21 protein-coding genes and 1 pseudogene are annotated in these 26,168 nt (G+C 34.3%); 12 read left to right on the top strand and 10 right to left on the bottom strand.

Annotated elements, in window-relative coordinates:
* The first annotated feature begins 249 nt into the window (after positions 1-249).
* The 3 genes from AC0J6S_RS08840 to AC0J6S_RS08830 all read left to right on the top strand — a co-directional run bounded on the left by AC0J6S_RS08840 (position 250) and on the right by AC0J6S_RS08830 (position 3,479).
* Positions 250-1,143, top strand: a complete 894-nt coding sequence (locus AC0J6S_RS08840; RefSeq protein WP_474953480.1) for a dienelactone hydrolase family protein — start codon at positions 250-252, stop codon at positions 1,141-1,143.
* A 322-nt stretch (positions 1,144-1,465) separates the two neighbouring features.
* Positions 1,466-2,773, top strand: coding sequence for an AAA family ATPase (locus AC0J6S_RS08835; RefSeq protein ID WP_474953479.1), 1,308 nt, complete (start codon positions 1,466-1,468; stop codon positions 2,771-2,773).
* A gap of 7 nt (positions 2,774-2,780) precedes the next feature.
* On the top strand, positions 2,781-3,479 hold the full coding sequence (locus AC0J6S_RS08830) for an RloB family protein (protein WP_474953478.1): 699 nt from the start codon (positions 2,781-2,783) through the stop codon (positions 3,477-3,479).
* A gap of 350 nt (positions 3,480-3,829) precedes the next feature.
* On the opposite strand, the gene carB is transcribed toward AC0J6S_RS08830, so the two are convergent.
* Entirely contained in the window at positions 3,830-6,682 is a 2,853-nt protein-coding gene (gene carB, locus AC0J6S_RS08825) for a carbamoyl-phosphate synthase large subunit (RefSeq protein ID WP_474953477.1), read from the bottom strand.
* Between the two features lie 152 nt (positions 6,683-6,834).
* The gene (gene rpmH, locus AC0J6S_RS08820; RefSeq protein WP_007136275.1) at positions 6,835-6,996 is read right to left on the bottom strand and encodes a 50S ribosomal protein L34; all 162 of its coding nucleotides are present in this window, start codon (positions 6,994-6,996) and stop codon (positions 6,835-6,837) included.
* A gap of 164 nt (positions 6,997-7,160) precedes the next feature.
* On the opposite strand from rpmH, the gene AC0J6S_RS08815 reads away from it, so the two are divergent.
* Together AC0J6S_RS08815 and AC0J6S_RS08810 are read left to right on the top strand one after the other, a co-directional pair.
* Entirely contained in the window at positions 7,161-7,676 is a 516-nt protein-coding gene (locus tag AC0J6S_RS08815) for a DUF2892 domain-containing protein (RefSeq protein WP_113666333.1), read from the top strand.
* A gap of 158 nt (positions 7,677-7,834) precedes the next feature.
* Positions 7,835-8,533: a TlpA family protein disulfide reductase gene (locus tag AC0J6S_RS08810; RefSeq protein ID WP_474953476.1), complete on the top strand. Its 699-nt coding sequence runs from the start codon at positions 7,835-7,837 to the stop codon at positions 8,531-8,533.
* Here the strand turns inward: AC0J6S_RS08810 and AC0J6S_RS08805 are convergent.
* Positions 8,530-9,423 (bottom strand): lytic transglycosylase domain-containing protein, encoded by an 894-nt coding sequence (locus tag AC0J6S_RS08805; protein WP_474953475.1) that lies wholly within the window; start codon positions 9,421-9,423, stop codon positions 8,530-8,532. The genes AC0J6S_RS08810 and AC0J6S_RS08805 overlap by 4 nt on opposite strands.
* Before the next feature lie 28 nt (positions 9,424-9,451).
* Positions 9,452-10,135, bottom strand: a complete 684-nt coding sequence (locus AC0J6S_RS08800; protein ID WP_474953474.1) for an alpha/beta hydrolase — start codon at positions 10,133-10,135, stop codon at positions 9,452-9,454.
* 113 nt (positions 10,136-10,248) lie between these two features.
* Between AC0J6S_RS08800 and AC0J6S_RS08795 the strand changes: the two genes are divergently transcribed.
* The gene (locus tag AC0J6S_RS08795; RefSeq protein ID WP_474953473.1) at positions 10,249-10,971 is read left to right on the top strand and encodes a pirin family protein; all 723 of its coding nucleotides are present in this window, start codon (positions 10,249-10,251) and stop codon (positions 10,969-10,971) included.
* Between the two features lie 23 nt (positions 10,972-10,994).
* Positions 10,995-11,279 (top strand): GNAT family N-acetyltransferase, encoded by a 285-nt coding sequence (locus AC0J6S_RS08790; RefSeq protein WP_474956346.1) that lies wholly within the window; start codon positions 10,995-10,997, stop codon positions 11,277-11,279.
* 63 nt (positions 11,280-11,342) lie between these two features.
* Here the strand turns inward: AC0J6S_RS08790 and AC0J6S_RS08785 are convergent, their stop codons facing one another.
* From AC0J6S_RS08785 to AC0J6S_RS08770, 4 genes and pseudogenes are all read right to left on the bottom strand, one after another.
* A complete protein-coding gene (locus AC0J6S_RS08785) occupies positions 11,343-12,977 on the bottom strand; it encodes an ABC-F family ATP-binding cassette domain-containing protein (RefSeq protein WP_474953472.1) in 1,635 nt (544 codons plus the stop codon).
* A 174-nt stretch (positions 12,978-13,151) separates the two neighbouring features.
* Positions 13,152-14,572, bottom strand: a pseudogene (locus tag AC0J6S_RS08780) (alanine/glycine:cation symporter family protein).
* A gap of 329 nt (positions 14,573-14,901) precedes the next feature.
* Entirely contained in the window at positions 14,902-16,077 is a 1,176-nt protein-coding gene (locus tag AC0J6S_RS08775; RefSeq protein ID WP_474953471.1) for a GlmU family protein, read from the bottom strand.
* A gap of 161 nt (positions 16,078-16,238) precedes the next feature.
* Positions 16,239-16,490, bottom strand: coding sequence for a type B 50S ribosomal protein L31 (locus AC0J6S_RS08770; protein ID WP_039109118.1), 252 nt, complete (start codon positions 16,488-16,490; stop codon positions 16,239-16,241).
* Between the two features lie 240 nt (positions 16,491-16,730).
* Between AC0J6S_RS08770 and AC0J6S_RS08765 the strand changes: the two genes are divergently transcribed.
* The 5 genes from AC0J6S_RS08765 (at position 16,731) to AC0J6S_RS08745 (ending at position 22,846) form a co-directional block, all read left to right on the top strand.
* Positions 16,731-17,261, top strand: a complete 531-nt coding sequence (locus AC0J6S_RS08765; RefSeq protein ID WP_474953470.1) for a DUF4199 domain-containing protein — start codon at positions 16,731-16,733, stop codon at positions 17,259-17,261.
* Between the two features lie 6 nt (positions 17,262-17,267).
* A complete protein-coding gene (locus AC0J6S_RS08760; RefSeq protein ID WP_474953469.1) occupies positions 17,268-18,227 on the top strand; it encodes a glycosyltransferase family 2 protein in 960 nt (319 codons plus the stop codon).
* A 168-nt stretch (positions 18,228-18,395) separates the two neighbouring features.
* Positions 18,396-20,123 (top strand): phospho-sugar mutase, encoded by a 1,728-nt coding sequence (locus AC0J6S_RS08755; RefSeq protein ID WP_474953468.1) that lies wholly within the window; start codon positions 18,396-18,398, stop codon positions 20,121-20,123.
* Positions 20,124-20,204: 81 nt separating this feature from the next.
* On the top strand, positions 20,205-22,052 hold the full coding sequence (locus AC0J6S_RS08750; RefSeq protein WP_474953467.1) for an ABC transporter ATP-binding protein: 1,848 nt from the start codon (positions 20,205-20,207) through the stop codon (positions 22,050-22,052).
* A gap of 92 nt (positions 22,053-22,144) precedes the next feature.
* On the top strand, positions 22,145-22,846 hold the full coding sequence (locus tag AC0J6S_RS08745) for a hypothetical protein (RefSeq protein WP_474953466.1): 702 nt from the start codon (positions 22,145-22,147) through the stop codon (positions 22,844-22,846).
* An 11-nt stretch (positions 22,847-22,857) separates the two neighbouring features.
* On the opposite strand, the gene AC0J6S_RS08740 is transcribed toward AC0J6S_RS08745, so the two are convergent.
* Complete coding sequence (locus tag AC0J6S_RS08740) at positions 22,858-23,580, bottom strand: hypothetical protein (RefSeq protein ID WP_474953465.1); 723 nt, start codon at positions 23,578-23,580, stop codon at positions 22,858-22,860.
* Between the two features lie 110 nt (positions 23,581-23,690).
* Complete coding sequence (locus AC0J6S_RS08735) at positions 23,691-26,159, bottom strand: TonB-dependent receptor (protein WP_474953464.1); 2,469 nt, start codon at positions 26,157-26,159, stop codon at positions 23,691-23,693.
* Positions 26,160-26,168: the final 9 nt, after the last annotated feature.

Raw genomic sequence — 26,168 nt, 5'->3', positions numbered from 1 at the left:
AAAAGATGCTTTTTCTAATAATTTAAATTTTAAAATTACAATACCTATCAAAAACACCTTTTAGAAATACTCTTTTCGAACTTTTACCGATAAATTTGGAGTGAATTGGCTGGTGAATTTCAATTTGGTAGAAGAAAATAAATTTCACTTGCATTTTGCCATAGTCACAAAACGTACAATAAAAAATGAAATTTCCCTCCTGCAAAACAATCGCTTTTTTTCTTAAATTAGTTGAATTAAATAAATGCTATGAAAAAACTAACCAAAGAAGATATCAATCAGGAAGTATTTGACTTGTACGATGACTATGCACACAATAAACTTGATAGAAGACAATTTGTCGAGAAATTATCCTTGTTTGCGGTAGGAACGCTCACGCTTCCTTCGCTTCTTAGCTTTATGACACCCAATTACGTGGATTCTATATTAATAAAACCTGGAGATCCACGGTTGAAATCAGCATTCATCACCTATGATTCTCCCAAAGGAGGAGGAAAAATTAAAGGCCTTTTATCGCAACCCACAGGAACCAAAAAGAAACTGCCGGGAATCATCGTTGTACATGAAAACCGTGGACTGAATCCTTATATTGAAGATGTAGGACGAAGAGCCGCTGTGGAAGGATTCATCACTTTGGCACCCGATGCATTATCACCACTGGGCGGTTATCCCGGAAATGATGATGCGGGAAGGGAATTACAAAAAAAACGTACCCGTGAGGAAATGCTAGAAGACTTCATTGCAGCTTACAAATACCTAAAATCGCATAAAGATTGCAATGGTCATATTGGTGTGGTAGGATTTTGTTTTGGCGGTTGGATTGCGAATATGATGGCAGTCAAAATACCGGATTTGTGTGCCGCAGTTCCGTATTACGGCGGACAGCCCACAGCTGCCGAAGCCGAAAAAATAGAAACGCCTATCCTAGCGCAGTATGCCAGTTTAGACACCCGTGTAAATGAAGGCTGGCCCGCTTATGAAGCCATCCTTAAAAAGAATAAAGTAGAACATATTGCTTATTTCTACGAAGGCATGAATCATGGTTTTCATAACAATACCACACCCAGATATGATGAAAAAGCCGCGACTTTATCGTGGAAACGAACGATTGATTTTTTTAAGGAGAAATTGAAGAAGAAATAGTTATAATTTTTTATTATTTAAAAGTCCCACTATGGGGACTTTTTTTATTTTTTAAGAATATACTGCGAAAATTAAATAGAACCCAAGAATTTATTATATTTTAAAATAAATAAAATCTGATGCTTATCAGACAAAGCAACCCAATATAAAGGAGATCAGTCTGACTTTGTCAGGACTATTTACTAGTTAGTGGCAAGCGTGAGAAAACTGCACAATAGAACTCTTTTTAAACAACAAGATTTCAAAAACTATGTTAATTTTACATTTTAATGTAAATTAATATATATATATTTGCTTATTATTTACAATAAATACAATTATTATGTTATTGCAATTTTCAGTTAAGAACTTCAAAACGTTTAAAGAGAAAACTTCTTTAAACCTTGTTGCGTCAAACTATGACAAAGATACCCGTGAAGCCGATAATATTTATAATGACAATAAATTCGATATTAGACTACTTAAAAGTGCTGTAGTTTATGGGGCAAATGCTAGCGGAAAAAGCAAATTTTTTGAAGCGCTAAATTTTATGAAACATTTTGTTATGTCAAGCTCAAAAGATAGCCAAAAAGGAGATGAAATCGACACTGAGCCATTTAAATTAAGTAGCGAAACTGAAAATTCTCCATCAGAATTTGAAGTTGTATTTACACACAATGATGTGATGTTCCGCTATGGCTTTGAGGTTGATAAAAAAAGTGTGATTTCTGAATGGCTTTATTACAAACCTAAAACTAAAGAAATTGAACTTTTTTACAGAGATGGTGATATTTTTGAAACACATACTAGAAACTTCACTAAAGGAAAAACAGTTATTAAAGAAGGACTTGTGAGAAACAACGCTCTATTATTATCTGTTTCTGCTCAATTTAACGATAAAACTTCTATTGAAGTAATGGATTGGTTCAAAGAACTTAAAACTATCTCGGGACTCAATGAATCTGGTTATAGAGGTTTTACATTAAGCAAAACTGATGATCCTAATCAAAAAGTAAAAATTTTAAATTTGTTAAAAGCAGCTGATTTGGGAATTCAAGATATTAATCTTGAAAAGATTGATTTAGCTAATCTTCCTAAAGATATGCCAAAGGAACTTAAAGATAGAATTACTAAAGAAGTTATTGACGACAAGAAAGAAATTCTTTCAGACGTTTTAACTTCTCACAAAAAATTTGATTCTAACAAAAAAGCTATTGACTTTGTTAATTTTTCATTATTTGATGATGAATCATCTGGAACTAAAAAATTCTTTGCTTTAACTGGTCCTATTTTAGATGTTATTGAAAATGGTTACACACTAATTGTTGATGAACTTGATTCAAAACTACATCCTAATCTAGTTTGTAAAATCGTTTCCTTATTTAATTCAAAAGAATTTAATAAAAAGAATGCGCAATTAATTTTTAATACTCACGATACAAATCTTCTGAGTTCTGGATTATTTAGACGTGATCAAATTTGGTTTACTGATAAAAATAAATTTGGTGAAGCCAAACTTTATTCTTTAGCGGATTTTAAATCTGACGAAGTCCGAAAAACCGAATCATTTGAAGAAAATTACATTAAGGGTAAATATGGAGCAATTCCATATTTAGGGTTTTTTAATAATCTTGATAATATTCTGCCGTAATATGAGAATGAAGGATAAAAAAGCAGAACAGGCTCTAGATAAAGAAAAGCATAGAGCACAATTAAAAGCTAAACGTAGAGCAGAAACCAGTATTGAAAGACTAGAACCTGTATTAACCAAAAAACCAACAATTCTAATAGTTTGTGAAGGTAAAAATACAGAACCATCATACTTTAATCAATTTAGACTTACATCAGCTACAATCGAACCAGTTGGAGAAGGATTTAATACAATATCTTTAGTTAATCGAGCAATACAACTAGCTAATCAAACTAGTTACGAACAAGTTTGGTGTGTTTTTGATAAAGATGATTTTGATAATATTGACTTTAATAATGCAATTTTACTAGCTGATGCCAATGGTTTTGGTATAGCATATTCTAATCAAGCATTTGAATATTGGATTCTACTTCATTTTAATGACCATCAAGGTGGTGGAATGCACAGAGATGAGTATAACGAGAAATTAAATAAATCTTTGAAAGAATTTAATATTACCTATGATGGCAAAAAAAGTAAAATGATAACCGAAGAAATTTTTGATTTACTTGATGGAATTGATCAAAAATCTGGAAAAGAGCGAAAAATTCTAGCTATTGAAAGAGCTGAAAAAATTTACGACAGATTTGACCACAATAATCCTGCAAATGAAGAATCATCAACAACGGTTTACAGATTAGTAAGAGAATTATTAAAATATTTATAATAGACAAAACGCCAGCCACCAACAGCGGTTTTAAGAAATTGGAGTTTTCGGGCTTAATTTAAAGTTTGTTTTGTATTTGAATTAAAAGTAATAATCCGAAAGAAAAATCTTAATTTAGCCCCAAAACCCGAGCAAAGCCGCGGGGACGTTAAAAACCAAAATTAAATAAAATTATACCATTAAAAAAAGTGCTTATGGCTATTCGCCATTTTTAATATCTAAACAAAAAAAAAGCCTACACTGGCCAAATGTCTCCGAATTTGCGCCCACAATAATAATCCACTAACACAAAAAATATCCCACAAAAAAAAGCCCCAATCGGGGCTTTTCAAATATTACAAACTCAAGTTTTATTTACTCAAATACATTTTTCTTCTAGAGTACAATTCGTAGAACTGATCGTCTTTCAAGTCATCAATAAACAAGATGCTTTCTCCTGTTGATTTCATTTCTGGTCCTAATGCTTTGTTTACATTATGGAATTTGCTGAATGAGAAAACCGGTTGCTTGATGGCAAATCCTTTAAGCTGTGGGTTGAAAGTGAAATCGGTAACTTTATTGTGACCTAACATTACTTTAGTCGCATAGTTCACATAAGGTTCTCCGTATGCTTTTGCAATAAATGGAACCGTACGAGACGCTCTAGGATTCGCTTCAATGATGTAAACAATATCATCTTTTATCGCAAACTGAATGTTTATTAATCCAACGGTTCTCAAAGCCAAAGCAATATTTTTGGTATGATCTTTAATCTGTTGCATTACAAATTCGCCTAAGTTAAATGGTGGCAAAGTGGCGTTACTATCGCCTGAATGCACTCCGCAAGGTTCAATATGCTCCATAATTCCTATGATATACACATTTTCTCCATCGCAAATTGCATCTGCCTCTGCTTCTATCGCACCATCCAAATAATGGTCTAAGAGCAATTTATTTCCTGGAATGGTTTTCAATAAATTGATTACGTGTTCTTCCAGTTCTTGTTTGTTGATTACAATTTTCATTCCCTGACCACCCAATACATACGAAGGGCGAATCAATAAAGGAAAATCCAAAACATCCGCTAAAGCCGATGCTTCGTCAGCTGTTTCTGCAATTCCAAATTGTGGAAAAGGAATTTTTAAATCGGTTAAAAGTTCTGAGAAACGTCCTCTATCTTCGGCTAAATCCAAAGCATCAAAGCTGGTTCCTATAATCTTAATACCGTATTTAGAAAGCTTTTCCGCTAATTTAAGAGCCGTTTGACCTCCCAATTGCACGATTACACCTTCCGGTTTTTCATGTTGGATAATGTCGTAAATATGTTCCCAGAAAACCGGTTCAAAATACAATTTATCGGCTGTGTCAAAATCAGTTGAAACCGTTTCTGGATTACAATTGATCATTATCGTTTCGTAACCACATTCTTTGGCGGCAAGCACCCCGTGAACACAGGAATAATCAAACTCGATTCCCTGTCCAATTCTATTTGGGCCTGACCCAAGAACAATTATTTTCTTTTTATCGGTTACAACACTTTCATTGTCAACATAACGGGTTCCGTCCGCTTTTTCTATTTCGGCTTCAAAAGTCGAGTAGTAATAAGGCGTTTTTGCTTTGAACTCCGCCGCACAAGTATCAACCAGTTTAAACACACGATTGATATTCATTTCTGTACGCAACGTATGTACTTGACTTTCCAGACAACCCATCATGTGCGCGATTTGTCTGTCGGCAAAACCTTTTTGTTTCGCTTCTAATAACAATTCTCTTGGCAAAGATTCTACTTTATAGTTAGAAATTTCTTTTTCTAAACTATACAATTCCTCGTATTGTTTCAAGAACCACATATCAATTTTAGTGATTTCATGAATGCGACTCAATGGAATTCCCATTGCGATTGCATCATAAATCACAAAAACACGATCCCAACTCGCAAAAGTCAGTTTCTCGATAATTTGTTCGTAGTTAGTGTAACCTTTTCCGTCAGCACCCAAACCATTTCTTTTGATTTCCAATGATTGAGTCGCTTTATGCAGGGCTTCCTGAAACGAGCGTCCAATTCCCATTACTTCACCAACGGATTTCATTTGAAGTCCCAAAGTTCTGTCAGCTCCTTCGAATTTATCAAAGTTCCAACGCGGAATTTTCACAATCACATAATCCAAAGTCGGTTCGAATAATGCCGAAGTTGATTTGGTAATTTGATTTTGCAATTCATCAAGATTGTACCCCAAAGCCAGTTTAGAAGCAATTTTTGCAATAGGATAACCCGTTGCTTTTGATGCCAAAGCGGATGAACGAGACACACGAGGATTGATTTCAATCGCTACAATGTCTTCTTTATCGTCAGGTGAAACGGCAAACTGCACATTACAACCTCCGGCAAAGTTTCCGATGCTTCTCATCATCAAGATAGCGTAATCACGCATTTTTTGGAAAGTTGTATCAGACAACGTCATTGCTGGCGCAACTGTAATGGAATCTCCGGTGTGAATTCCCATTGGATCCATATTTTCGATAGAACAGATAATCACAACATTGTCATTTTTATCTCTCAAAAGTTCCAATTCGTATTCTTTCCAGCCCATTAAAGCCTTATCAATTAAGACTTCGTGAATTGGTGAAGCTTCTAAACCTCTAGTCAAAAGTTCATTAAAATCTTCTTTTTTATAAACAATAGCCGCTCCGGTTCCACCTAAAGTAAACGAAGGACGGATTACTAACGGGAAACCAAATTCCTGAGCAATTTCTTTACCGCGAAGGTAAGAAGTACATATTTCTGCAGGCGCAGATGGCACTCCAATTTTTTTCAAAAGTTGTTTGAACTGCTCTCTGTCTTCGGTAATATTTATCGCATTTACATCAACCCCGATTAATTTTACGCCAAAATCAGCCCAAATACCTTTTTCATCGGCTTCCAGACACAAGTTTAAAGCGGTTTGTCCTCCCATTGTAGGCAAAACAGCATCAATTTGCGGATGTGCTTTTAGGATTTCAATGATAGATTTAGTTGTCAGTGGTTTTAAATAGATATGATCAGCCATAGAAGGATCGGTCATAATTGTTGCCGGATTGGAGTTTATCAAAATAACTTCAATTCCTTCTTCACGAATAGAACGGGCAGATTGTGATCCTGCATAATCAAATTCGCACGCTTGACCAATAACGATAGGACCTGAACCTATTATTAAAACTGATTTTATAGATGTATCTTTTGGCATTGTATAGTAGTGTTGTGTAGTTGTTATTTTCAAAAGATTAAAGTTACTGAACTCAAACCCTTTACCTGTAAATCTTAAACTTTTTTTAACGAATAGGTATAAAAAAAGGCGATACTAAAAAAAGTAACGCCTTATTTATGTTTATACAAACATTATTTTTTGTGTCTTGGTTCGCAAGAAACAGTCAATTTATGTCTTCCTTTAGCTCTTCTACGCGCTAGAACTTTTCTTCCATTTGCAGAAGCCATTCTGTCCATAAATCCGTGCTTATTTCTTCTTTTTCTTTTCGATGGTTGAAACGTTCTTTTGCTCATTGCTTTGTATCTTTAAAATCTTATTTATATGTCTTCTTATTTTCGAATAACTGTTATTCTAAAACCGAGTGCAAATATACAAAGACTTTTTTTTCTCACAAGTAGTTTTGTAAAAATATTTTCAATTCATTTTACTATATTTGTGATCTTAAAATAAACCTACTATGTTTCACAGAAATATTAAACTTATTATCGCCGGACTTATTATCGCTACTGGCATTTGGCAATTTACAGAAAGTAATATCGGTAACGGAATTTTCCTTCTAATATTGAGCGCAATTCCAATTTTCCTTTACTTCAAAAATGAATTCATCTTATTGGCTTTCTTAAAACTTAGAAAACAAGATTTTGAAGGAGCTAAAAAATGGTTGGCTTACATCAAAAATCCAGAGACGGCTTTGGTACAAAAACAACAAGGATACTTTAATTACCTGCACGGAATCATGCTTTCGCAAACCAATATCAATCAAGCAGAAAAATATTTCAAGAAAGCGATTGAACTTGGATTATCAATGGATATGGATTTGGCTGTAGCCAAATTAAACTTAGCCGGAGTTGCCATGACACGTCGTCGTAAACTTGAAGCCACTTCTCTATTGAACGAAGCTAAAAAATTAGACAAGCAAAACATGCTGAAAGATCAGATTGTCATGATGAAAGAACAAATGAAGAAAATCTAGTTTCCTCCAAGAATAGCTCTAACAACTTAAAAAACCATTTGTATCCTCAAATGGTTTTTTTTATTCCTAAAATGCTAATTAACGGATATTTAAGTGGTTTACCTATTATATTATTTAGAAGCATTTTTTTTCTTAAATTTAGTTTTCAAAAAAAAAAAATGGCGAGAAAAATACTCTTACTATCCTTTTTACTTTCTTTTTTAAGTAATTACTCCCAAGATAGTATTGCCTATTTTTCTGATACCTTACGATTAAATATCAATTCTTATAATGCTGCAAGTAACCGCGCTTTTGAAAACAAAGATTTTAATGAAGGCAAACGATTATTTGACTCACTCGTACAATACAAGCTTATAGGCACTCGATTTGATGATTTTACGGTTAAGGGGTACAATTCTAAAGACGTAATCTTAAACAACATCAACAAGCCTATTTTATTAGTAACTTATACTTCATGGTGCATCTTAAATAAAGGAGATGCTCCAGCATTAAATGAATTGGCAAAAAAATATCCTGAGAACTTACAAATTATCATTCTTTTTTGGGATAAAAAACAGAACCTAAAAAAAATAGCCACTCAGTTTAGCAACGCAATCAAAATATGCTATGCTAACGAGTCCTACGCTAATGATTTCCGAATCATCGCAACATTAAAACACACGTTGGGAATTCCTACTGTATTTTTTATTGATGAAGACAAAAAGGTAGTTAACATCAACCGTATTAAAAACCATTACAAACCAAAAATTTCATTTGACACAGCTTTGACCATTAGTTATGATCTTTTTGACCAAATGATCAATCCTTATTTAAATAAAATAACTTCCAATTCCGCCATAGTCAACAACAACGATTAATAGCCCTTCAATGGAATTTCGATTTGGTATTTTTTACCAGTATCATTCACCAATTTAGTTTCCCTCAGCCAAGGATTATGGATCTTCAAAATTTTATAATTGATTCCCTGCCCTTTTGCAAAATCAGCTAAATCCGTAATCGAGCTGTCAATTTCAATTTTCTTGGTTGGTAAGATTCCATATAACTCCTCTGGAGCAATCGTAAATCCATATTTTACGGGATTTTCCATAATCTCTTTTAAAGCTAAAATTCTGAAAACATAGCGAGACGTTTCTTCAGTAAGTAATAAATCATAGTAATTAGATACTTTCTGAATTCCAATTTGCTTATTCACACCTGTCATTCCTCCGTTGTAAGAGGCTGCCGCCAAAGTCCAGCTTCCAAATTTTCCTTTGGCACTCAAAAAATAACTGCAAGCCGCTTCGGTTGACTTTTCAAGGTCATAGCGCTGATCCACATTTTCAGTCACTTCCATTCCGCGCTCTTTTGCCGTTTCCGGCATAAATTGCCAAATACCTCTTGCTCCTGCCGGCGAAACTACATTGACCAATCCGCTTTCAATAACGGCCAGATATTTAAAATCATCCGGAATACCATTCTTTTTTAAAATAGGTTCAATCACTGGAAAAGCACGATTCGCTCTTTTTATAGCCAAAATGGTGGAGGCGTGCAAATTCACATTTACCAATAATTCCCTATCAAACCGTTCCTTGACATCAGCTATTTTCAACGGAGTTTCTTCGCCAGCAAAATCAAGTTTTACAGAAAAACTATAACTAATTTCTGCTTTTACATCTTTCCCTTTTGCGTCATTTGTTGTTGCAAAAATGAATATTCCACTTGCAAAAATTACGGTTACGAGTAATATTATTTTATTAATAGCTTTCATCTTTTCCTTTTTTATCGCTTTTGTTTCGTTACAAAAGCGTCTTTGATTGTTTTTTTACTCCCAATATAATAGAAGGCAAATTTTCGTTCAACCATTTGTATTTATTCAAAATCATAATGTGCGTCCCACCTTTTACTACAATACAATCCTTGATATATTTGATTGGAAAAACATCATCCGCATCACCGTGAATGTGAATTACGTTTTCATCAATAACGGTTCTATCCCATAAAATCACTTGTTCCACAGCCCAGTTCAAATACCGAATATCCCGAACAGAAAGAAATTTTTCATATAACTTAAGGCGCTGATTTACTTTTTCTCCAAAAGAAAATTTAGCCAGACTTTCGATATTTGCAAATAAACTCATCGGAATCAGTTTATAAGCTTTGGTTGTTTTAGCGATTTTTAATCTTCGTGGAAATTCAGAATTGCATCTCACACTCGAAATAATAATTACTTTGCGTGCGTCCACATATTTTGACATTTCCTGAACTAAGATTCCTCCAAAAGAAACACCAATCAAAACCGGATTCTTATGGATTACTTTTACAGCAATTCTCTTGGCATAATCCGTCAAAGATTCGTGATCTAGCGGAATCTCCCATTCTAATAAATGGATTTCAAATGTGTCTTCGGGAAGTACGATGCGTTCAAAAATAGCAGCACTTGATGCCAAACCAGGCATTAGATACACGGGAATTTTACTCATAATTGTTTTAACGATTTTATAACAAAAATCCACTTTTTTATGGCGAATTTTGTATAAAATTAATTTTTTTATTGGAATTCGTCTAACTATCCATCTTATATTATCAATAATTTATGACTACACAACTATTTGAATCGAACACAAGAGGCAAGGCTGATTTTGGTTGGCTTAAAGCCAATTTCTCTTTTTCTTTCGGAAATTATTTTAATCCGGAGCGATTACAATTTGGAATGTTACGCGTTTTAAATGATGACACCATTGCAGGCGGATCAGGCTTTGGCACTCATGGACATGCCAATATGGAAATTATTACTATTCCACTCGAAGGCGGCTTAAAGCACCGGGACAGTATGGGAAATGAAGGCGTCATTGGTTTTGGAGAAGTTCAAGTAATGAGTGCGGGATCCGGAGTGGAGCATTCTGAAATGAATGCTAGTCAGAAAGAAGAGGCAAAAACTTTACAACTATGGGTTTTTCCTGACACAGAAAACGTATCGCCAAGATACGACCAGAAATCATTTGATATTGAAAATCAAATCAATACCTTTGTAAACATTGTTTCGCCAAATGATCAAAATGATGGCAACGCTCTTTGGGTTTACCAGAAAACCTTTTTCTATTTAGGAATATTCGACAGCAATACAAGCATTACTTACAAAGTACGAATTCCTAAAAACGGTGTTTATTTGTTTTTGATTGAAGGTGAAATAGAAGTTAACAACCAAGTTTTGAAGGCAAGAGATGCCATGGGAATTACAGATTTTGATACATTTGACATCAAGATCAGCACCAAATCAAAAATACTTTTGGTAGAGGTACCAATGAATCAGAGTTAAATATTATGGATGCAGCAAGCACTATGGAAATCAAAGACAATACTTTTTCAAGACAATTTGAAACTACGGTCGATCAGGGATTAGTTTCTGTTGAATACTCGTTTCAGGAGAAGAAGATATTTTTAACTAAAATAAATGTTCCGGAATCTTTTGAAGATGAAGAATTTATTTCAAATTTCTTGAAAAATATTATGGAAATTGCAATTGAACGAAAATTAAAAGTGGTTCCTATTCTTCCTAAAATAGTAGTGTTTTTCAAAAAAAACCCTGTTTACAAAGAATTGCTTCCTCCAGGAATTAGACTGTAACAAAAAAAAATCGGCTGTATTTTAGGATACAGCCGATTTTTTTTTGTAAAAAGTTTAAGAATATTATTTCTCTATTTCTCTCATGCTATCCATTTTCTTGTTGGCTAAGAAACCAGTAATATCTTCAAAATGTTCCACCACTCTTTTATTTCCAAATTCAAAAACTTTAGTCGCTAATCCGTCTAAGAAATCTCTATCGTGTGAAACCAGGATTAAAGTTCCATCAAAATCGCGCAATGCATCCTTGATAATATCTTTGGTTTTCATGTCTAAGTGATTCGAAGGCTCATCCAGAATTAATAAATTTACAGGTTCCAACAATAATTTTATCATCGCCAAACGCGTTTTTTCCCCACCCGAAAGCACTTTCACTTTTTTGGTCACATCATCACCCTGAAACATGAAAGCACCAAGAATATCTTTGATTTTAGTTCTTACATCACCCACGGCAATATCATCTATTGTTTCAAAAATAGTGGCATTTTCATCTAATAATGAAGCTTGATTTTGGGCAAAATAACCAATTTGTGCGTTATGACCAATTTCTAAACTACCACCATTGATTTCAATTTCTTTCATAATGGCTTTGATCATAGTCGATTTTCCTTCCCCATTTTTACCAACGAAAGCTACTTTTTCTCCTCGTTCAATCACCATATTTGCATTCGAAAAAACTACATGATCTCCATACGATTTTGACAAATCCTTAACAATCACCGGATATTGTCCGGAACGCGCTGCGGGTGGAAATTTTAATTTCAATGCCGAAGTATCTACCTCGTCAACCTGAACAATAACCAATTTCTCTAACATTTTAACACGAGATTGAACAGCATCCGTCTTAGAAAATGTTCCTTTAAACCGGTCGATAAAAGTCCTGTTATCCGCAATCATGCGTTGCTGCTCGTCATATGCTTTTTGCTGATGCACACGTCTGTCTTTTCTCAGTTCCAAATAATGAGAATATTTGGCTTTATAATCATAAATACGTCCCATTGTAACTTCGATAGTACGGTTCGTAATATTATCGACAAAAGCCCTATCGTGAGAAATTACCACCACTGCTTTAGCTGAATTAATCAAGAAATCCTCCAACCATTGAATACTTTCGATATCCATGTGGTTGGTTGGCTCATCCAGTAGAATTAAGTCTGGTTTTTGTAAAAGGATTTTTGCTAGTTCGATTCGCATTCTCCACCCTCCGGAAAATTCCGAAGTTTGACGGCTAAAATCTTCACGAACAAATCCCAACCCAATCAGAATTTTTTCTACTTCGGCTTCATAATTGACCTCCTCAATCGCATAGAATTTCTCGCTTAAATCAGAAACTCTTTCAATTAATTTCATGTACCCATCACTTTCATAATCAGTACGAACTGTCAATTGCTCATTGATTTCATCAATTTCTGCTTTCATCGCAAAAACTTCTCCAAAAGCTTTCGAAGTTTCCTCCATTACGGTTGCACCATCCGTAGTCAATAAATGCTGAGGCAAATAGGCCACAACAGCATCTTTTGGTGCCGAAATATTCCCTGTTGAAGGTTTGCTTTGACCCGCAATGATTTTAAGAAGCGTCGATTTTCCGGCTCCATTTTTACCCATCAGGGCAATTTTATCATTTTCATTTATAGCAAAAGAAACATCGCTAAAAAGGGTTGTCCCACCAAATTGCACGGAAATATCGTTAACTGTAATCATTGTAATGTTGATTTGTAGATTTGGTTATTCATTTATTCTAAAAGTTGAAAACCAAGTTGTTTTTAAAAAGTGCAAAGATAGATTAATTAAGTAATTTGTTTACTATAAAATAAAAGCCTCCAAAAAGAGAATGAAATTTCTATTTCTGGAAGCTTCTCAAAAGAAATACTCGCATTATACTTCTTTATTCTTATTGATTTCGTCCCATATCGGCACATTCATAACACCAATATTCTTTGGATAAAAAACAGGATCTTGACCTTCTTTCTTTTGCTTTTCATAATCTTTTAATGCTGCAAAAGCTGGTTTCTGCAATAGCAGAATTGCAATAATATTACACCAAGCCATGATCCCCACACCAATATCCCCAATATTCCATATCAATTTTGCTTCATTGACACAGCCGTACATTACAACCAATATCATTACAATTTTTAATACTCGGTTAAAAATCGGAGAATTCAATTTTCTGGTCAAGTATGAAATATTAGTTTCAGCAATATAGTAATAAGCCAAAATAGTGGTAAAGCAAAAAAGAATAAAACAATTGCCACAAATAAAGAGCCAAAACCAGGAAAAACACTATCCATGGCACTTTGCGTATATCCCGTTCCAGCAGTAACGTTCTGTGCTCCTTCGTATAAAAATTCAGTGGCGCCATTTGCATCTAAAACTGGGTTTTCTACATTATATTTACCTGTAATCAGCAACATAAAACCGGTTGCGCTGCAAACCAATAATGTATCAATATAGACTGAAAAAGATTGTACTAAACCTTGTTTTACAGGATGCGAAACATTTGCTGCAGCGGCAATATGAGGTGCAGTTCCCTGTCCTGCTTCATTAGAATAAAGCCCTCTTTTTACACCCCATTGAATTGCCAATCCAATAACGGCTCCATATCCCGCTTCCTGACTAAAAGCACTGTTAAAGATCAAGGAAATAATGCCTGGCAACGCTCCAAGATTCATACCTATTATAACTAATACAATTAAAAGATAGCCAATTGCCATGATGGGAACCACTACTTCAGTCACTTTTGCAATTCGTTTTACTCCGCCAAATATAATCGCTCCAAAGACGACAGCAACAACAACGGCGGTAATTCTAGGGTCCAAATTAAAAGCATTGTTCAAACCGTCAGCAACGGAATTTGACTGAATTCCGGGTAATAAAATACCTGCTGATATAACTGAAACAATGGCAAACAAGACAGCAAACCACTTTACGCCCAATCCCTTTTCGATGTAAAAAGCGGGACCTCCTCGAAACTGTCCCAAATGTTTTTCTTTATAAATTTGCGCAAGAGTTGCTTCTACAAATGCTGTACTTGCGCCTAAAAAAGCAACAACCCACATCCAAAATAAAGCTCCAGGACCTCCAAAAGTTATAGCTGTAGCAACTCCCGCAATATTTCCAGTACCAACCCTGCCTGCCAAAGACATTGATAATGCTTGAAAAGAAGAAACACCTGACTCTGAACTTTTCCCATCAAACAACAAACGGAACATTTCCTTGATATGCCGCAACTGAAGAAAACGTGTTCGGATTGAAAAATAAAGCCCTGTTCCTAAACACAAAATTATTAAAGGCATACTCCAAACTATTTCATTTATCATCCCGACAATCTCTTCCATATTTTTAATTTAAATTAATAATCCCAACATTTAATTTTGATAAAAATATACCATTAAGCCAAACAAAACTAACTAACGGCCATCTAAAACGGTACTAAATACTTAAATACCTTAAAAACAAAAGATTGAAAAAAACACTATTTTTACTCAAAAGGAGAATTTCCCCTATCCTTTTTCATATTTCGAAGAAGAATTCTACTTCTATTAAATTGAAAAAAAAATGCTCTATTCGATTGAATGGAGCATTTTCCTGTCTTTAAGAAATATAATATCAATAGCAAAAGTTATTAATCTTTTCTCCACTTTTTTGTTTCCTCGAAAACATGTTCCAAAATTGCTGCTTCTCTTTCATCAAATTCCACATCTCGACGGTTCATTACAAGTCTTGCCGTTTCAAACGCTTTTTTAGTAATATAAGTAGTAAAACCAGAAGCACCGCCCCAAGAAAAACTTGGTACAAAATTGCGAGGAAAACCGCTACCAAAAATATTAGCACTCACTCCTACTACTGTCCCTGTATTGAACATAGTATTAATACCGCATTTACTGTGATCACCCATCATCAAACCGCAAAACTGAAGACCTGTTTTAGCAAAACCTTCTGTTTCATAACTCCACAATTTTACCTCTTCGTAATTATTTTTCAGATTGGAATTGTTGCTGTCAGCTCCAATATTACACCATTCACCAAGAACAGAATTTCCTAAGAATCCGTCATGTCCTTTGTTAGAATATCCAAATAAAACCGAATTATTGACTTCGCCCCCAATTCTGGAAAAAGGACCTACTGTTGTCGCTCCATATATTTTAGACGCCATTTTTACCGATGCGTTTTCACACAAGGCAAAAGGGCCTCTGATTACTGAACCTTCCATAATTTCAGCATCTTTACCGATGTAAATTGGACCTGTAGAAGCATTTAAAGTCACAAACTCTAACTTCGCTCCTTCTTCAATAAATATATTTTCCGGCGCAATTACGTTCACACTTTTGGGAATAGGCTGAGATCTTCGATCTTCGGTTAAGATTTCGAAATCTTCCCTAATGGCAGCATCATTTTTAGAGAAAATATCCCAAGTGTTTTGAACTGTTAAACAATCATCCGTATATTCAATAATTTCATAGGAATCAAAATCTACTGCTTCTTGTTCTTCGGTAGTATAAAAAGCGATGACTTCATCGCCTCTAAAAATTGCCTGATTGGGTTCCAAATTACTAACCATTTCGACCAAAATAGCGTTAGGCAGGAAAGAAGCATTAATCATTACGTTCTCTTCTAACTCTACCATTGGAAATTTTTCTGATAAATATTCCTCTGTCAATGTGGTGGTAGTAGAACCCAGATGCATTTCCCATTTTTGACGAATGGTCATAATTCCGATAAGGATATCCGCAACAGGACGTGTAAAAGTAAAAGGCAATAAGGCGTTTCTGGATGGTCCGTCAAAAAGTATGTAATTCATAAAATTGTTGATTTGTTGGTTCGGTTAGTTATTGATTAAAATTAGCTCAAACAACTTCCCTTTTTATAATATTGACTTCAAAGTTACAAAGTTTTCAAATAAATAAAATAAAAAAGCCTTCCAAAAAGGAAGGCTTTGATATATTTGAAAACAAGTTAAAATTATTTAACGTGTTTAGCGTATTTAGTTTTGAATTTATCAATACGTCCTGCAGTATCAATAAGTTTAGATTTACCTGTGTAAAAAGGGTGAGAAGTTCTAGAGATCTCCATTTTCACAACTGGGTATTCAACACCATCAACTGTTAATGTTTCTCTTGTATCTGCAGTAGATTTAGTGATAAAAACTTCGTCATTTGACATGTCTTTAAATGCAACTAATCTGTAATTTTCTGGGTGAATTCCTTTTTTCATCTTGTTAATCTTTTTTATTTGTTAATTATAACTTGTCTTGAAGCTTTTCTTCTAACAGAAAAGGTATAAACTCCTTATAACTTTTTGTTTTACATTATTATTTTGAGTTTGCAAATTTACAATTATTTTCCAATAAACAAATCTTTGTATCACTTTTTTTATATAATCGTAAAAAGTGATTTTTCGCTCCGAATATATTGGGAATTGTTATATTTGTGGATTAATTTTAAAACTATAACAATGGTAAATGAAATCATTAAAAAGAATGGAATAACCTTTGGAGTAACAATTGGAATTGTTTCTGCATTAATTACTTCAACAATTTACGCTATTGATTTAAATTTGTTTACTTCTTGGTGGATTGGAGTCCTAAGTATTTTGGTTTACCTTACATTGGGAATTGTTTTACTTTCGAAAACAAAAAAAGAGCTGAACAATGTTTTCTCTTTCAAGGATGCTTTTACGACTTACTTCATCGCTACACTAATAGGTATTTTAATTTCAACTCTTTTTAATGTTCTTTTATTCAATTTTATTGATCCTTCTGCTAAAGAGACTTTAAGTGAATTAATGATTAAATACACTGTCAATATGATGCAAAAATTTGGCACACCAGCATCAGCAATTAATGAAGCTATCGCAAAATTAAAAGAAAACAATCCTTACTCTACATTGGAACTATTAAAAGGCTCTGTTTTTAGCATTGTTTTCAGTTCTATTTTTGGATTAATTTTGGCAGCATTCTTTAAAAGCAAATCTACACAAGAATAAGAATTAATGAATTTATCAATACTCATACCGCTTCTTAATGAAGGGGAATCACTTAATGAATTATACAACTGGATCATCAAAGTGATGCACTCTCATAATTATTCGTACGAAATCATTTTTCTGGATGATGGAAGTACCGATAACTCATGGACTATTATTGAAGGATTTGCAAATGAAAATCCTCATGTAAAAGGTGTTCGTTTCATGAAAAATTTCGGAAAATCACAAGCACTGCATGCTGGTTTTGCAAAAGCGCAAGGTGATGTCATCATTACTATGGATGCTGACTTGCAAGACAGCCCAGAGGAAATTCCGGGATTATACGACATGATTATCAATGGAAAATATGATTTAGTTTCCGGATGGAAAAAGAAACGCTACGACTCCGTGGTGGCAAAAAACTTGCCTTCTAAATTGTTCAATTGGGCGGCGAGAAAAACATCGGGAGTGGAATTGAATGATTTCAATTGCGGATTGAAAGCCTACAAAAATATTGTAGTGAAAAACATTGAAGTTTCTGGCGAAATGCACCGATACATTCCGGTTCTGGCAAAAAATGCCGGTTTTGGAAAAATTGGTGAGAAAGTGGTACAACATCAAGCTCGAAAATATGGTGAAACTAAATTTGGGATGGAACGTTTCATTAATGGTTTCCTTGATTTAATCACTATTTGGTTTCTATCAAGATTTGGAAAAAGACCAATGCATTTATTTGGCGCCATGGGATCATTAATGTTTATTATTGGGTTTATGCTTGCCGGATATATTGGTATTTCAAAATTGTATCACATGTATAATGACATGCGTTATAGTCTAGTTACAAATAATCCTTGGTTTTATATCGCGCTTACGACAATGGTTTTGGGAACACAATTATTTTTGGCCGGATTTCTTGGCGAAATAATTTTGAGAACAAAAAATAATGAAGAACGTTATAAAGTATCGAGTGAGGTTAATTTTTTATAAATTTATGTAAACAAAAAAGTTCTCGTTTGCACAATACCTAGCCCTGATAAAAGCGGCATCCCACGCTTTTTTTTTGCGTGGATATAGCGTATAGCAGGATATAGCTCCTAAAAAAAAACAATTGGATTTAAATTTCATTTACGAATTTAGAAACTAAAAACTTATACAATGGAAATCAAACAAAATATTTTGGACGCAGTAAATGAGTGGCTTACGCCAACATTTGACACCGCAACACAGGAGGCGATTAAAGAAATGATGACTACATCGCCGAAAGAACTGGAAGAGAGTTTTTATAAAAATCTTGAATTTGGAACCGGTGGAATGCGCGGTGTTATGGGCGTGGGAAACAATCGCATCAATAAATATACGCTAGGAAAAAGTACTCAAGGACTTTCGGACTACTTGCATACTGCTTTTCCTAACCAACCTTTGAAAGCCGTTATTGCTTACGATTGTCGTCATAATAGCGATACTTTGGCTAAATTAGTGGCAGATGTTTTCACGGCTAACGGAATTGAAGTGTATTTATTTTCGGAATTGCGACCTACTCCAGAATTGTCATTTGCAGTAAAACATTTAGGTTGTCAGTGCGGAATTGTTCTTACGGCATCACATAATCCTCCTGAATATAACGGTTACAAAGTATATTGGCAAGATGGTGGACAAATTGTGCCGCCGGAAGATAAAGGAATTATCACTGTTATTGAGAATTTAAATTACAATCAAATCAAGTTTACTGCAAATGAAGATTTGATACATTATATAGATACGGAAGTTGATGAAGCATTTATCAAATCAACTATCGAGAATGCAAGTTTTGGAACTTCGGCTGAAGCCAAAGAAAATCTGAACATTGTTTTCACGTCTTTGCACGGAACTTCGATCACATTAGTTCCTGATACTTTCGCGCAAGCTGGATACACAAATGTGCATATTGTAGAAGAACAGAGAGTGCCAAATGGTGATTTCCCAACTGTAAAATCTCCTAACCCTGAAGAGCCGGAAGCATTGACGATGGCACTGGCATTGGCAGATAAAACCCATGCTGATATTGTAGTGGGAACAGACCCAGATTGCGATAGATTGGGTGTTGCTGTTCGAAATAACGAAGGACAAATGACCTTGCTAAACGGAAATCAAACGATGATTTTGATGACTGCATTTCTATTAGAACAGTGGAAAAAAGCGGGCAAAATTAATGGCAAACAATTTGTGGGTTCCACAATCGTATCTACTCCTATGATGATGGAACTAGCAACAAACTACGGCGTGGAATGCAAAGTGGGATTAACTGGTTTCAAATGGATTGCCAAGATGATTAAGGATTTTCCTGAGCTGGAATTTATTGGTGGTGGTGAAGAAAGTTTCGGTTATATGGTTGGCGATGCTGTACGTGATAAAGATGCTGTTGCAGCTACATTATTGATTTGCGAATTGGCGGCTCAAGCCAAAGCCAAAGGAAGCACGGTCTACAAGGAATTACTCAAATTGTATGTAGACAACGGTTTTTACAAAGAACATTTAGTTTCATTGACTAAAAAAGGAATGGATGGTTTACAGGAAATTAATCAGATGATGATTGACATGAGAGAAAATCCATTGAAGGAAATCAACGGACAACGCGTGATTATGCTGGAAGATTACCAATCGTCAATAGCTAAAAATTTACTTTCTGATGAGGAATCCAAAATGGATATACCAAAATCGAACGTTTTGATTTATTACACAGAAGATGGCTCTAAAATTTGCGCCAGACCAAGTGGAACGGAACCAAAAATAAAATTCTATATCAGTGTAAATACGGAATTGGAATCAGTTGAAGATTTCAATGAAGTAGAAAGCATTTTGGACCATAAAATAAAAAATATTATTACTTCAATGCAATTGAATTAATTAAAAAACAAAATTGATTTTTCAGACAGACCCGATAAGTAGAGAACTTATCGGGTCTTGATGATAAAAAAAACAACTTAAATGGACTCAAATTTCAAAAAAATTATTCCTTTCACAAAACCATATCGTTCTCATATGGTTTGGAATGTAATATTCAATATTTTTTACGCACTGTTTAGCACTTTGTCTTTTATTGCATTAATCCCTATGATGGATGTCCTTTTTGGCACAAGTGAAAAAATTAACAAAAAACCTGTTTTAGAATCTATTTTTGATATTATTAAATTCTCTAAAGAATACTTATACTATAACATCACACAACTAACAAACGAGTATGGTCCTGAATTTGCGTTGCTGCTAGTTACAGGTATAGTAAGCATCACTTTCCTGTTAAAAAATCTGTTTAATTACCTTGCATCCAATCATTTGATGCATCTTAAAAATGGTGTATTGAAGGATTTGAGGAATTCAATGTATCACAAAATTATAAATTTACCTATCTCCTATTATTCTGAAAAAAGAAAAGGAGATATTATGGCTAGAATGTTAGGTGATGTAAATGAGGTTCAAAACTCTTTCTTTTCTATCCTAGAATTGATTGTAAAGGAACCAATGACGATTATATTCACGCTGATTGGAATGATTGCAATCAGTTTCAAATTGACCTTATTTGTCTTTATTTTCATCCCTCTTTCAGGACTATTAATATCAAAAATTGGCAAGACACTGCGCAGTAAATCCGAGAGAGTACAATATGAAAATGGCTATCTAATTTCAATTGTAGAAGAATCGTTATCTGGACTCAAAGTTGTTAAGAGTTACAATGCCGAATCAAATTTTAAACAAAAATTTAATGATTCAGTTACCAGAGTTTTAAAATTATCTAATAGTATCGGAAAAAAGAACAACTTAGCTACGCCATTAAGTGAGTTCTTAGGAATTATTACAATTTGTGTATTACTATGGTTTGGTGGAAAAATGGTACTTGTAGACACCCTGCCTAATGGAAAAGCACTACTTGACGGAGCTAAATTTTTAGCTTATATGGGTCTTGCCTATAACATTCTAACTCCGGCAAAAGCTATTTCTAAAGCATCTTATTCTGTAAAAAATGGACTAGCAGCAGCCCAACGTGTTTTTGAAGTTTTAGAAGTAAAAAATGAAATTACAGATAGCGAAAATGCGGTTAAAAAATCAACTTTTGAAAACAGTATAACAATTCAGAATATTAATTTTAGATACGAAGAAGAGAATGTTTTAAAAGACTTTTCACTTCAAGTTAAAAAAGGACAAACTGTTGCTCTTGTAGGACAATCCGGTAGTGGAAAAAGTACCATTGCTAATTTATTGACTCGTTTTTATGATGTGAATGAAGGTACTATAGAAATTGATGGAATTGACATCAAAGACATGAACCTACATTCGCTTCGTGATTTAATGGGATTAGTGACTCAAGATAGTATTTTATTCAATGACACTATAAAAGCTAATATCTCTCTTGGGAAATTAGACGCAACGGATGATGAAATTATCGAAGCGTTAAAAATTGCCAATGCCTATGAATTTGTAAAAGACTTACCGTTAGGAATTGACACAAACATTGGCGATAGCGGAAACAAACTTTCCGGCGGACAAAAACAACGTTTATCGATTGCCAGAGCAGTTTTGAAAAATCCTCCAATTATGATCCTGGATGAAGCTACATCAGCATTGGATACTGAGAGTGAAAAATTTGTTCAAGTAGCTCTGGAAAACATGATGCAAAACAGAACATCAATTGTTATTGCGCACCGTCTGTCCACCATTCAAAAAGCAGATTTGATTGTGGTGATGCAAAAAGGAAAAATAGTAGAGCAAGGAAAACATGACGAACTTATTGCAATGAATGGCACATATAACAAATTAGTCACCATGCAGTCTTTTGAATAATAATTGCGTTTTTAAGTATACCTATGGAATCTAATCCTAAAGAAAAATACAGATTTTGACAGATTTTTAAATCATCTAATCTTTACGTTAAAATGTACATCAACAATCCAAACATAAAACTACCTGAAGACCCAAATACTGTTGTTTGGAAATACCTGGATTTGTCAAAGTTTTTAGATTTATTAATGTCCGAAAAATTATTCATGTCACGATCCGATAAATTTGAAGATCAATATGAAGGTACTTTCAGCGAACCCACTTTTGAGGAAATAAAAAAACTTTCAATCGACAATCCTGACTTTTTAAACTATTACAAAACACATCGGGAAAAAGTAGCGATTAGCAGTTGGCATATCAACGAATACGAATCGTATGCCATGTGGCAGATTTTTACACAAAACAGCGAGGGTTTAGCGATTCAATCCACAATTGGGCGTTTGCAGGAATCCTTGAATCCGGAAACTAATTTCAATCAATATATTGGGGAAGTAAATTACATCGATTATAAAAAAGAGCACATTCCTTTTGACGATATGTTTTTTCCTTTTTTATTCAAACGAAAAAGTTTTCAGTACGAACGTGAAGTCCGCATCATCACAGACATTGGTGAAAGTGATATTAAAATTAATGAAGGCTTGAAAATCAATGTAGACATCAATCAGTTAATCGAAAAAATATACATTCATCCTAAATCCGAAAACTGGTATAAAAATCTGGTCATTCAGTTAGTAAAACAACTTGGTTTTAATTTCACCATTGAAAAATCAGACTTGGAAAGTGATATTTTAATTTAAAATCAATGCTGCTAAACTGGCTCGTAACCAATTATTTTCCATTCCTTTTTTGACAGATCGATATAGTAATAATTCACAACATCTTTCTTATCAAACTCTCCATTTTTATTAGTATCCTCAACCGTTCTATAGTACAAACGATTATTGGTTCCTATCAATTTCCAGTCGATTAATTCCTGAAAATCAGAAGATATTTTAGTGAATTTCTCACCGCTGATTTCGGATAAATACAAAGCTTTAATATCACTTATATCTAATTTCCCATCTTTATTCGTATCCATATCAACCATCGTATACACCATAATATGGTTATTGGTTTTATCAGCAACCGACTTCAAATACGTAGCAGTCATAATCAAAACAGGTTTCTCTGTCAATTTTCTGATGGAATCCGAATCAACTTTTTGAAATTTCAAATTCTGCAAAAAACCCGTAATTTCAAATTCACCATAATTTGATATTGTAAAGCTTAAATCATTAACACTTGAAGAACCATATCTCGATTTTATACCTTTCTCACGTATGCTTAAATCCGCAACGGGATGAATCAAGTAATCCGTTCCTTCCATTTGCAGCGGTAAATCGGCAATTTGTATTTGAGTAGAATCAGCTTTGGCCAGTTCTTTTGCTCTACTTGTTCCATCGTAAGTAACTTTTGGTTTTTCAACTTCTTCCTTACAACTCGTTAAAAGTAAAATTGCAATTCCTATTATTGTGATGTGTATTTTTTTCATGTTGTTGTACTATTAAAATTCAAATGTAATCATTTTTAAAAATGGTAACGGCATTCGATACTTGATTTTAACGAATTAAAATTGAGCTAAACTTTACTGATTCGTAACGATTACAACTTAGCGCTCAATTTTACATTAAAAACTCTGGTCGTCATATAATTGGGAATTGCATATTGATTCTTAGAATACACATCGCGCACCCAAGTATTTGTAATAGCATTTTGATTGTCAAAAAGATTAAAAATTTCTAATCCTATTGCCAACTCTTTAAAGTCTTTAAACAAACCTGAATTCTTTCTTACTGTTTTGTTATCTATAAAAACTTTAGAGAAACCTACATCCACACGGCGGTAATCATTCAATCTGTTTTGGTACAAATAAGGATCTGCGTACGATGGCGAACCTCCCGGTAATCCCGTATTGTATACTAAATTCAAGTATAATTTTAAACTTGGAATATTAGGCATATAGTCTTGAAATAAAAGCCCAAATTTCAATCTTTGGTCTGTAGGTCTGGCTATATATCCTTTATCATTGCTGTTTTCTTCTGTTTTTAAATAACCAAAACTAAACCACGATTCAGTTCCGGGAACAAACTCGCCGTTCAAGCGAACATCTAATCCTTGCGCATAGGCGGTCGCATTATTGTTGGCTGCATACCGAATGCGAACATTGTCAATCGTGTACGTTTTTACATCCGTCAGCGATTTGTAATACAACTCTGAAACCAACTTGAAAGGACGATCCCACATCTTAAAACTATAATCATTCCCAAAAACAACATGCACTGATTGCTGCGCTTTGGTATTAAGTTGTACCACTCCATCCACATCTCTCAATTCCCTGTAAAATGGCGGCTGATGATACAATCCTCCAGAAAGTCTAAAAACCATATCTTTCTCCCAATCTGGTTTTATAGCAAATTGAGCTCTGGGACTAACAGTAATTTGGGACATGCCAGATATATCAGAACCTATAACTTCCCAATTGTTAAAACGCAATCCGGCATTATACCAAACTTCACTCGAGCCAATATTTGATTTCAAACTCCATTGACCATAACCCGAAAATCTATTGATAGAGTTAAAATTAGTTGCTCGAATATTTTGATACGGAACAAGCGGTCCGGTGTAAGGCGAATACGGCTGATCATTTTTACGAAAATCAATAATGGGTGGATTCAAAGAAAAACCCGCTGAATCAATTACTTCCCACTCTATTATTCTGTCACGAATGGATTCTTGCGTATATTTTACTCCCCATTCAAATTGGTTTTCTTTCCAATCATGAAATCCTTTTATCTCCGTATTTACAATTAAAGCATCCAAATCATTTCTGGCATGACTCAACTGCGATCCAATTCCTCTTGTAAAAGCAACTTCTCCAAAAGTTTCAGAACCAATATTAGAATCCATTTCACCAAGACGATATTGTGCGAAAATATCAAAATATTCTTGTTCCAAAGTATGAAAAACAGAGCCGATAAATTTCAAAGTAAAATTATCCGAAACATTGAATGTTGTTTTCAATGCTCCAAAATACGTATCGTATTTATCCTTTTCTTGACCTTCATAAAAAACAGTCAATACCATAGGATTATTTATGGTTCCAAAATTAGTTTGTCTCGTTAGTGGTTGATATTGGTATTTATTTTGGGAAATATTCCCCAGAAAACTCCATTGCCATCTAGCCGAAGCTTGATAGTTTATATTGGTTTGAATATCCGCAAATGAAGGTGTAAAATTTGTTTGAGTTTCTTGACTGTTCACCAAAAGGCTGTTGTTGCGGTATCGAACTCCTGTAACTGCAGACCATTTTTTATTCTTGGAAACCGCATCAACAGAAACGCTTCCGCCAAGGAAACTCGCTTCAAGGCTTGCGCCAAATTTAACCGGTTTTCTGTAAGTTATATCTAAAACCGAGGATAATTTATCTCCAAACTTCGCTTGAAAACCTCCCGCTGAGAAATCAACATTTTGCACTAAATCAGTATTAGTAAAACTCAGCCCTTCTTGTTGTCCCGAGCGAATCAGGAACGGACGATAGACTTCAATTTCATTTATATAAACCAAATTCTCGTCATAATTTCCTCCACGCACTGCGTACTGTGTACTCAACTCATTATTAGAATTTACGCCTGGCAACGCTTTCAAAATGTTTTCGATTCCGGCATTGGCTCCAGGAATTTTCCGAATCATCTCAGGTTCAATTGCTGTAATACCCTGAATCTGTTTTCGGTTGTTAGAGGTCACAATAACTTCTCCCATTTGTTCATCCTGATCGCTCATTACTGGGTTGAACTCCTTTTGTTCATATAAATCCAAAGAAAAAATTACTGTTATTTTTTTTAACGAGACATGCGTAAAAACAAGTGTCACTTGTTGGTTTGCAGGAATTTTTAAATTGTAAAAACCATTTTCGTTGGTACGCGTACCGCCACTCGAATAAGAAACATTGACGTTTTCTACCGGTTGATTATTTTTGTCTAAAATAACTCCTTTTATTCTAGCCGTTTGAGCGGATAAAGTTAGGCTCAAAAAAACAAATAAGAATACAGGTAATAATTGATTCGCACTCAAAGTGTGTGA

This window comes from Flavobacterium sp. TS_SC_5, from assembly GCF_056156265.1.
The sequence above is the reverse complement of the archived record's forward strand: the minus strand, read 5'-3'. Positions and strand labels throughout refer to the sequence as shown.

What these genes read in the sequence shown, in the direction of transcription:
- AC0J6S_RS08835 (WP_474953479.1), top strand. Translation starts at nt 1,466, where the DNA reads ATGTTATTGCAATTTTCAGTTAAGAACTTCAAAACGTTTAAAGAGAAA.
- AC0J6S_RS08815 (WP_113666333.1), top strand. Translation starts at nt 7,161, where the DNA reads ATGTTTCACAGAAATATTAAACTTATTATCGCCGGACTTATTATCGCT.
- AC0J6S_RS08840 (WP_474953480.1), top strand. Translation starts at nt 250, where the DNA reads ATGAAAAAACTAACCAAAGAAGATATCAATCAGGAAGTATTTGACTTG.
- AC0J6S_RS08765 (WP_474953470.1), top strand. Translation starts at nt 16,731, where the DNA reads ATGGTAAATGAAATCATTAAAAAGAATGGAATAACCTTTGGAGTAACA.
- AC0J6S_RS08770 (WP_039109118.1), bottom strand. Translation starts at nt 16,490, where the DNA reads ATGAAAAAAGGAATTCACCCAGAAAATTACAGATTAGTTGCATTTAAA.
- AC0J6S_RS08750 (WP_474953467.1), top strand. Translation starts at nt 20,205, where the DNA reads ATGGACTCAAATTTCAAAAAAATTATTCCTTTCACAAAACCATATCGT.
- AC0J6S_RS08830 (WP_474953478.1), top strand. Translation starts at nt 2,781, where the DNA reads ATGAAGGATAAAAAAGCAGAACAGGCTCTAGATAAAGAAAAGCATAGA.
- AC0J6S_RS08795 (WP_474953473.1), top strand. Translation starts at nt 10,249, where the DNA reads ATGACTACACAACTATTTGAATCGAACACAAGAGGCAAGGCTGATTTT.
- AC0J6S_RS08760 (WP_474953469.1), top strand. Translation starts at nt 17,268, where the DNA reads ATGAATTTATCAATACTCATACCGCTTCTTAATGAAGGGGAATCACTT.
- AC0J6S_RS08800 (WP_474953474.1), bottom strand. Translation starts at nt 10,135, where the DNA reads ATGAGTAAAATTCCCGTGTATCTAATGCCTGGTTTGGCATCAAGTGCT.
- AC0J6S_RS08740 (WP_474953465.1), bottom strand. Translation starts at nt 23,580, where the DNA reads ATGAAAAAAATACACATCACAATAATAGGAATTGCAATTTTACTTTTA.
- AC0J6S_RS08755 (WP_474953468.1), top strand. Translation starts at nt 18,396, where the DNA reads ATGGAAATCAAACAAAATATTTTGGACGCAGTAAATGAGTGGCTTACG.
- AC0J6S_RS08810 (WP_474953476.1), top strand. Translation starts at nt 7,835, where the DNA reads ATGGCGAGAAAAATACTCTTACTATCCTTTTTACTTTCTTTTTTAAGT.
- AC0J6S_RS08775 (WP_474953471.1), bottom strand. Translation starts at nt 16,077, where the DNA reads ATGAATTACATACTTTTTGACGGACCATCCAGAAACGCCTTATTGCCT.
- AC0J6S_RS08805 (WP_474953475.1), bottom strand. Translation starts at nt 9,423, where the DNA reads ATGAAAGCTATTAATAAAATAATATTACTCGTAACCGTAATTTTTGCA.
- AC0J6S_RS08790 (WP_474956346.1), top strand. Translation starts at nt 10,995, where the DNA reads ATGGAAATCAAAGACAATACTTTTTCAAGACAATTTGAAACTACGGTC.
- carB (WP_474953477.1), bottom strand. Translation starts at nt 6,682, where the DNA reads ATGCCAAAAGATACATCTATAAAATCAGTTTTAATAATAGGTTCAGGT.
- AC0J6S_RS08785 (WP_474953472.1), bottom strand. Translation starts at nt 12,977, where the DNA reads ATGATTACAGTTAACGATATTTCCGTGCAATTTGGTGGGACAACCCTT.
- AC0J6S_RS08745 (WP_474953466.1), top strand. Translation starts at nt 22,145, where the DNA reads ATGTACATCAACAATCCAAACATAAAACTACCTGAAGACCCAAATACT.
- rpmH (WP_007136275.1), bottom strand. Translation starts at nt 6,996, where the DNA reads ATGAGCAAAAGAACGTTTCAACCATCGAAAAGAAAAAGAAGAAATAAG.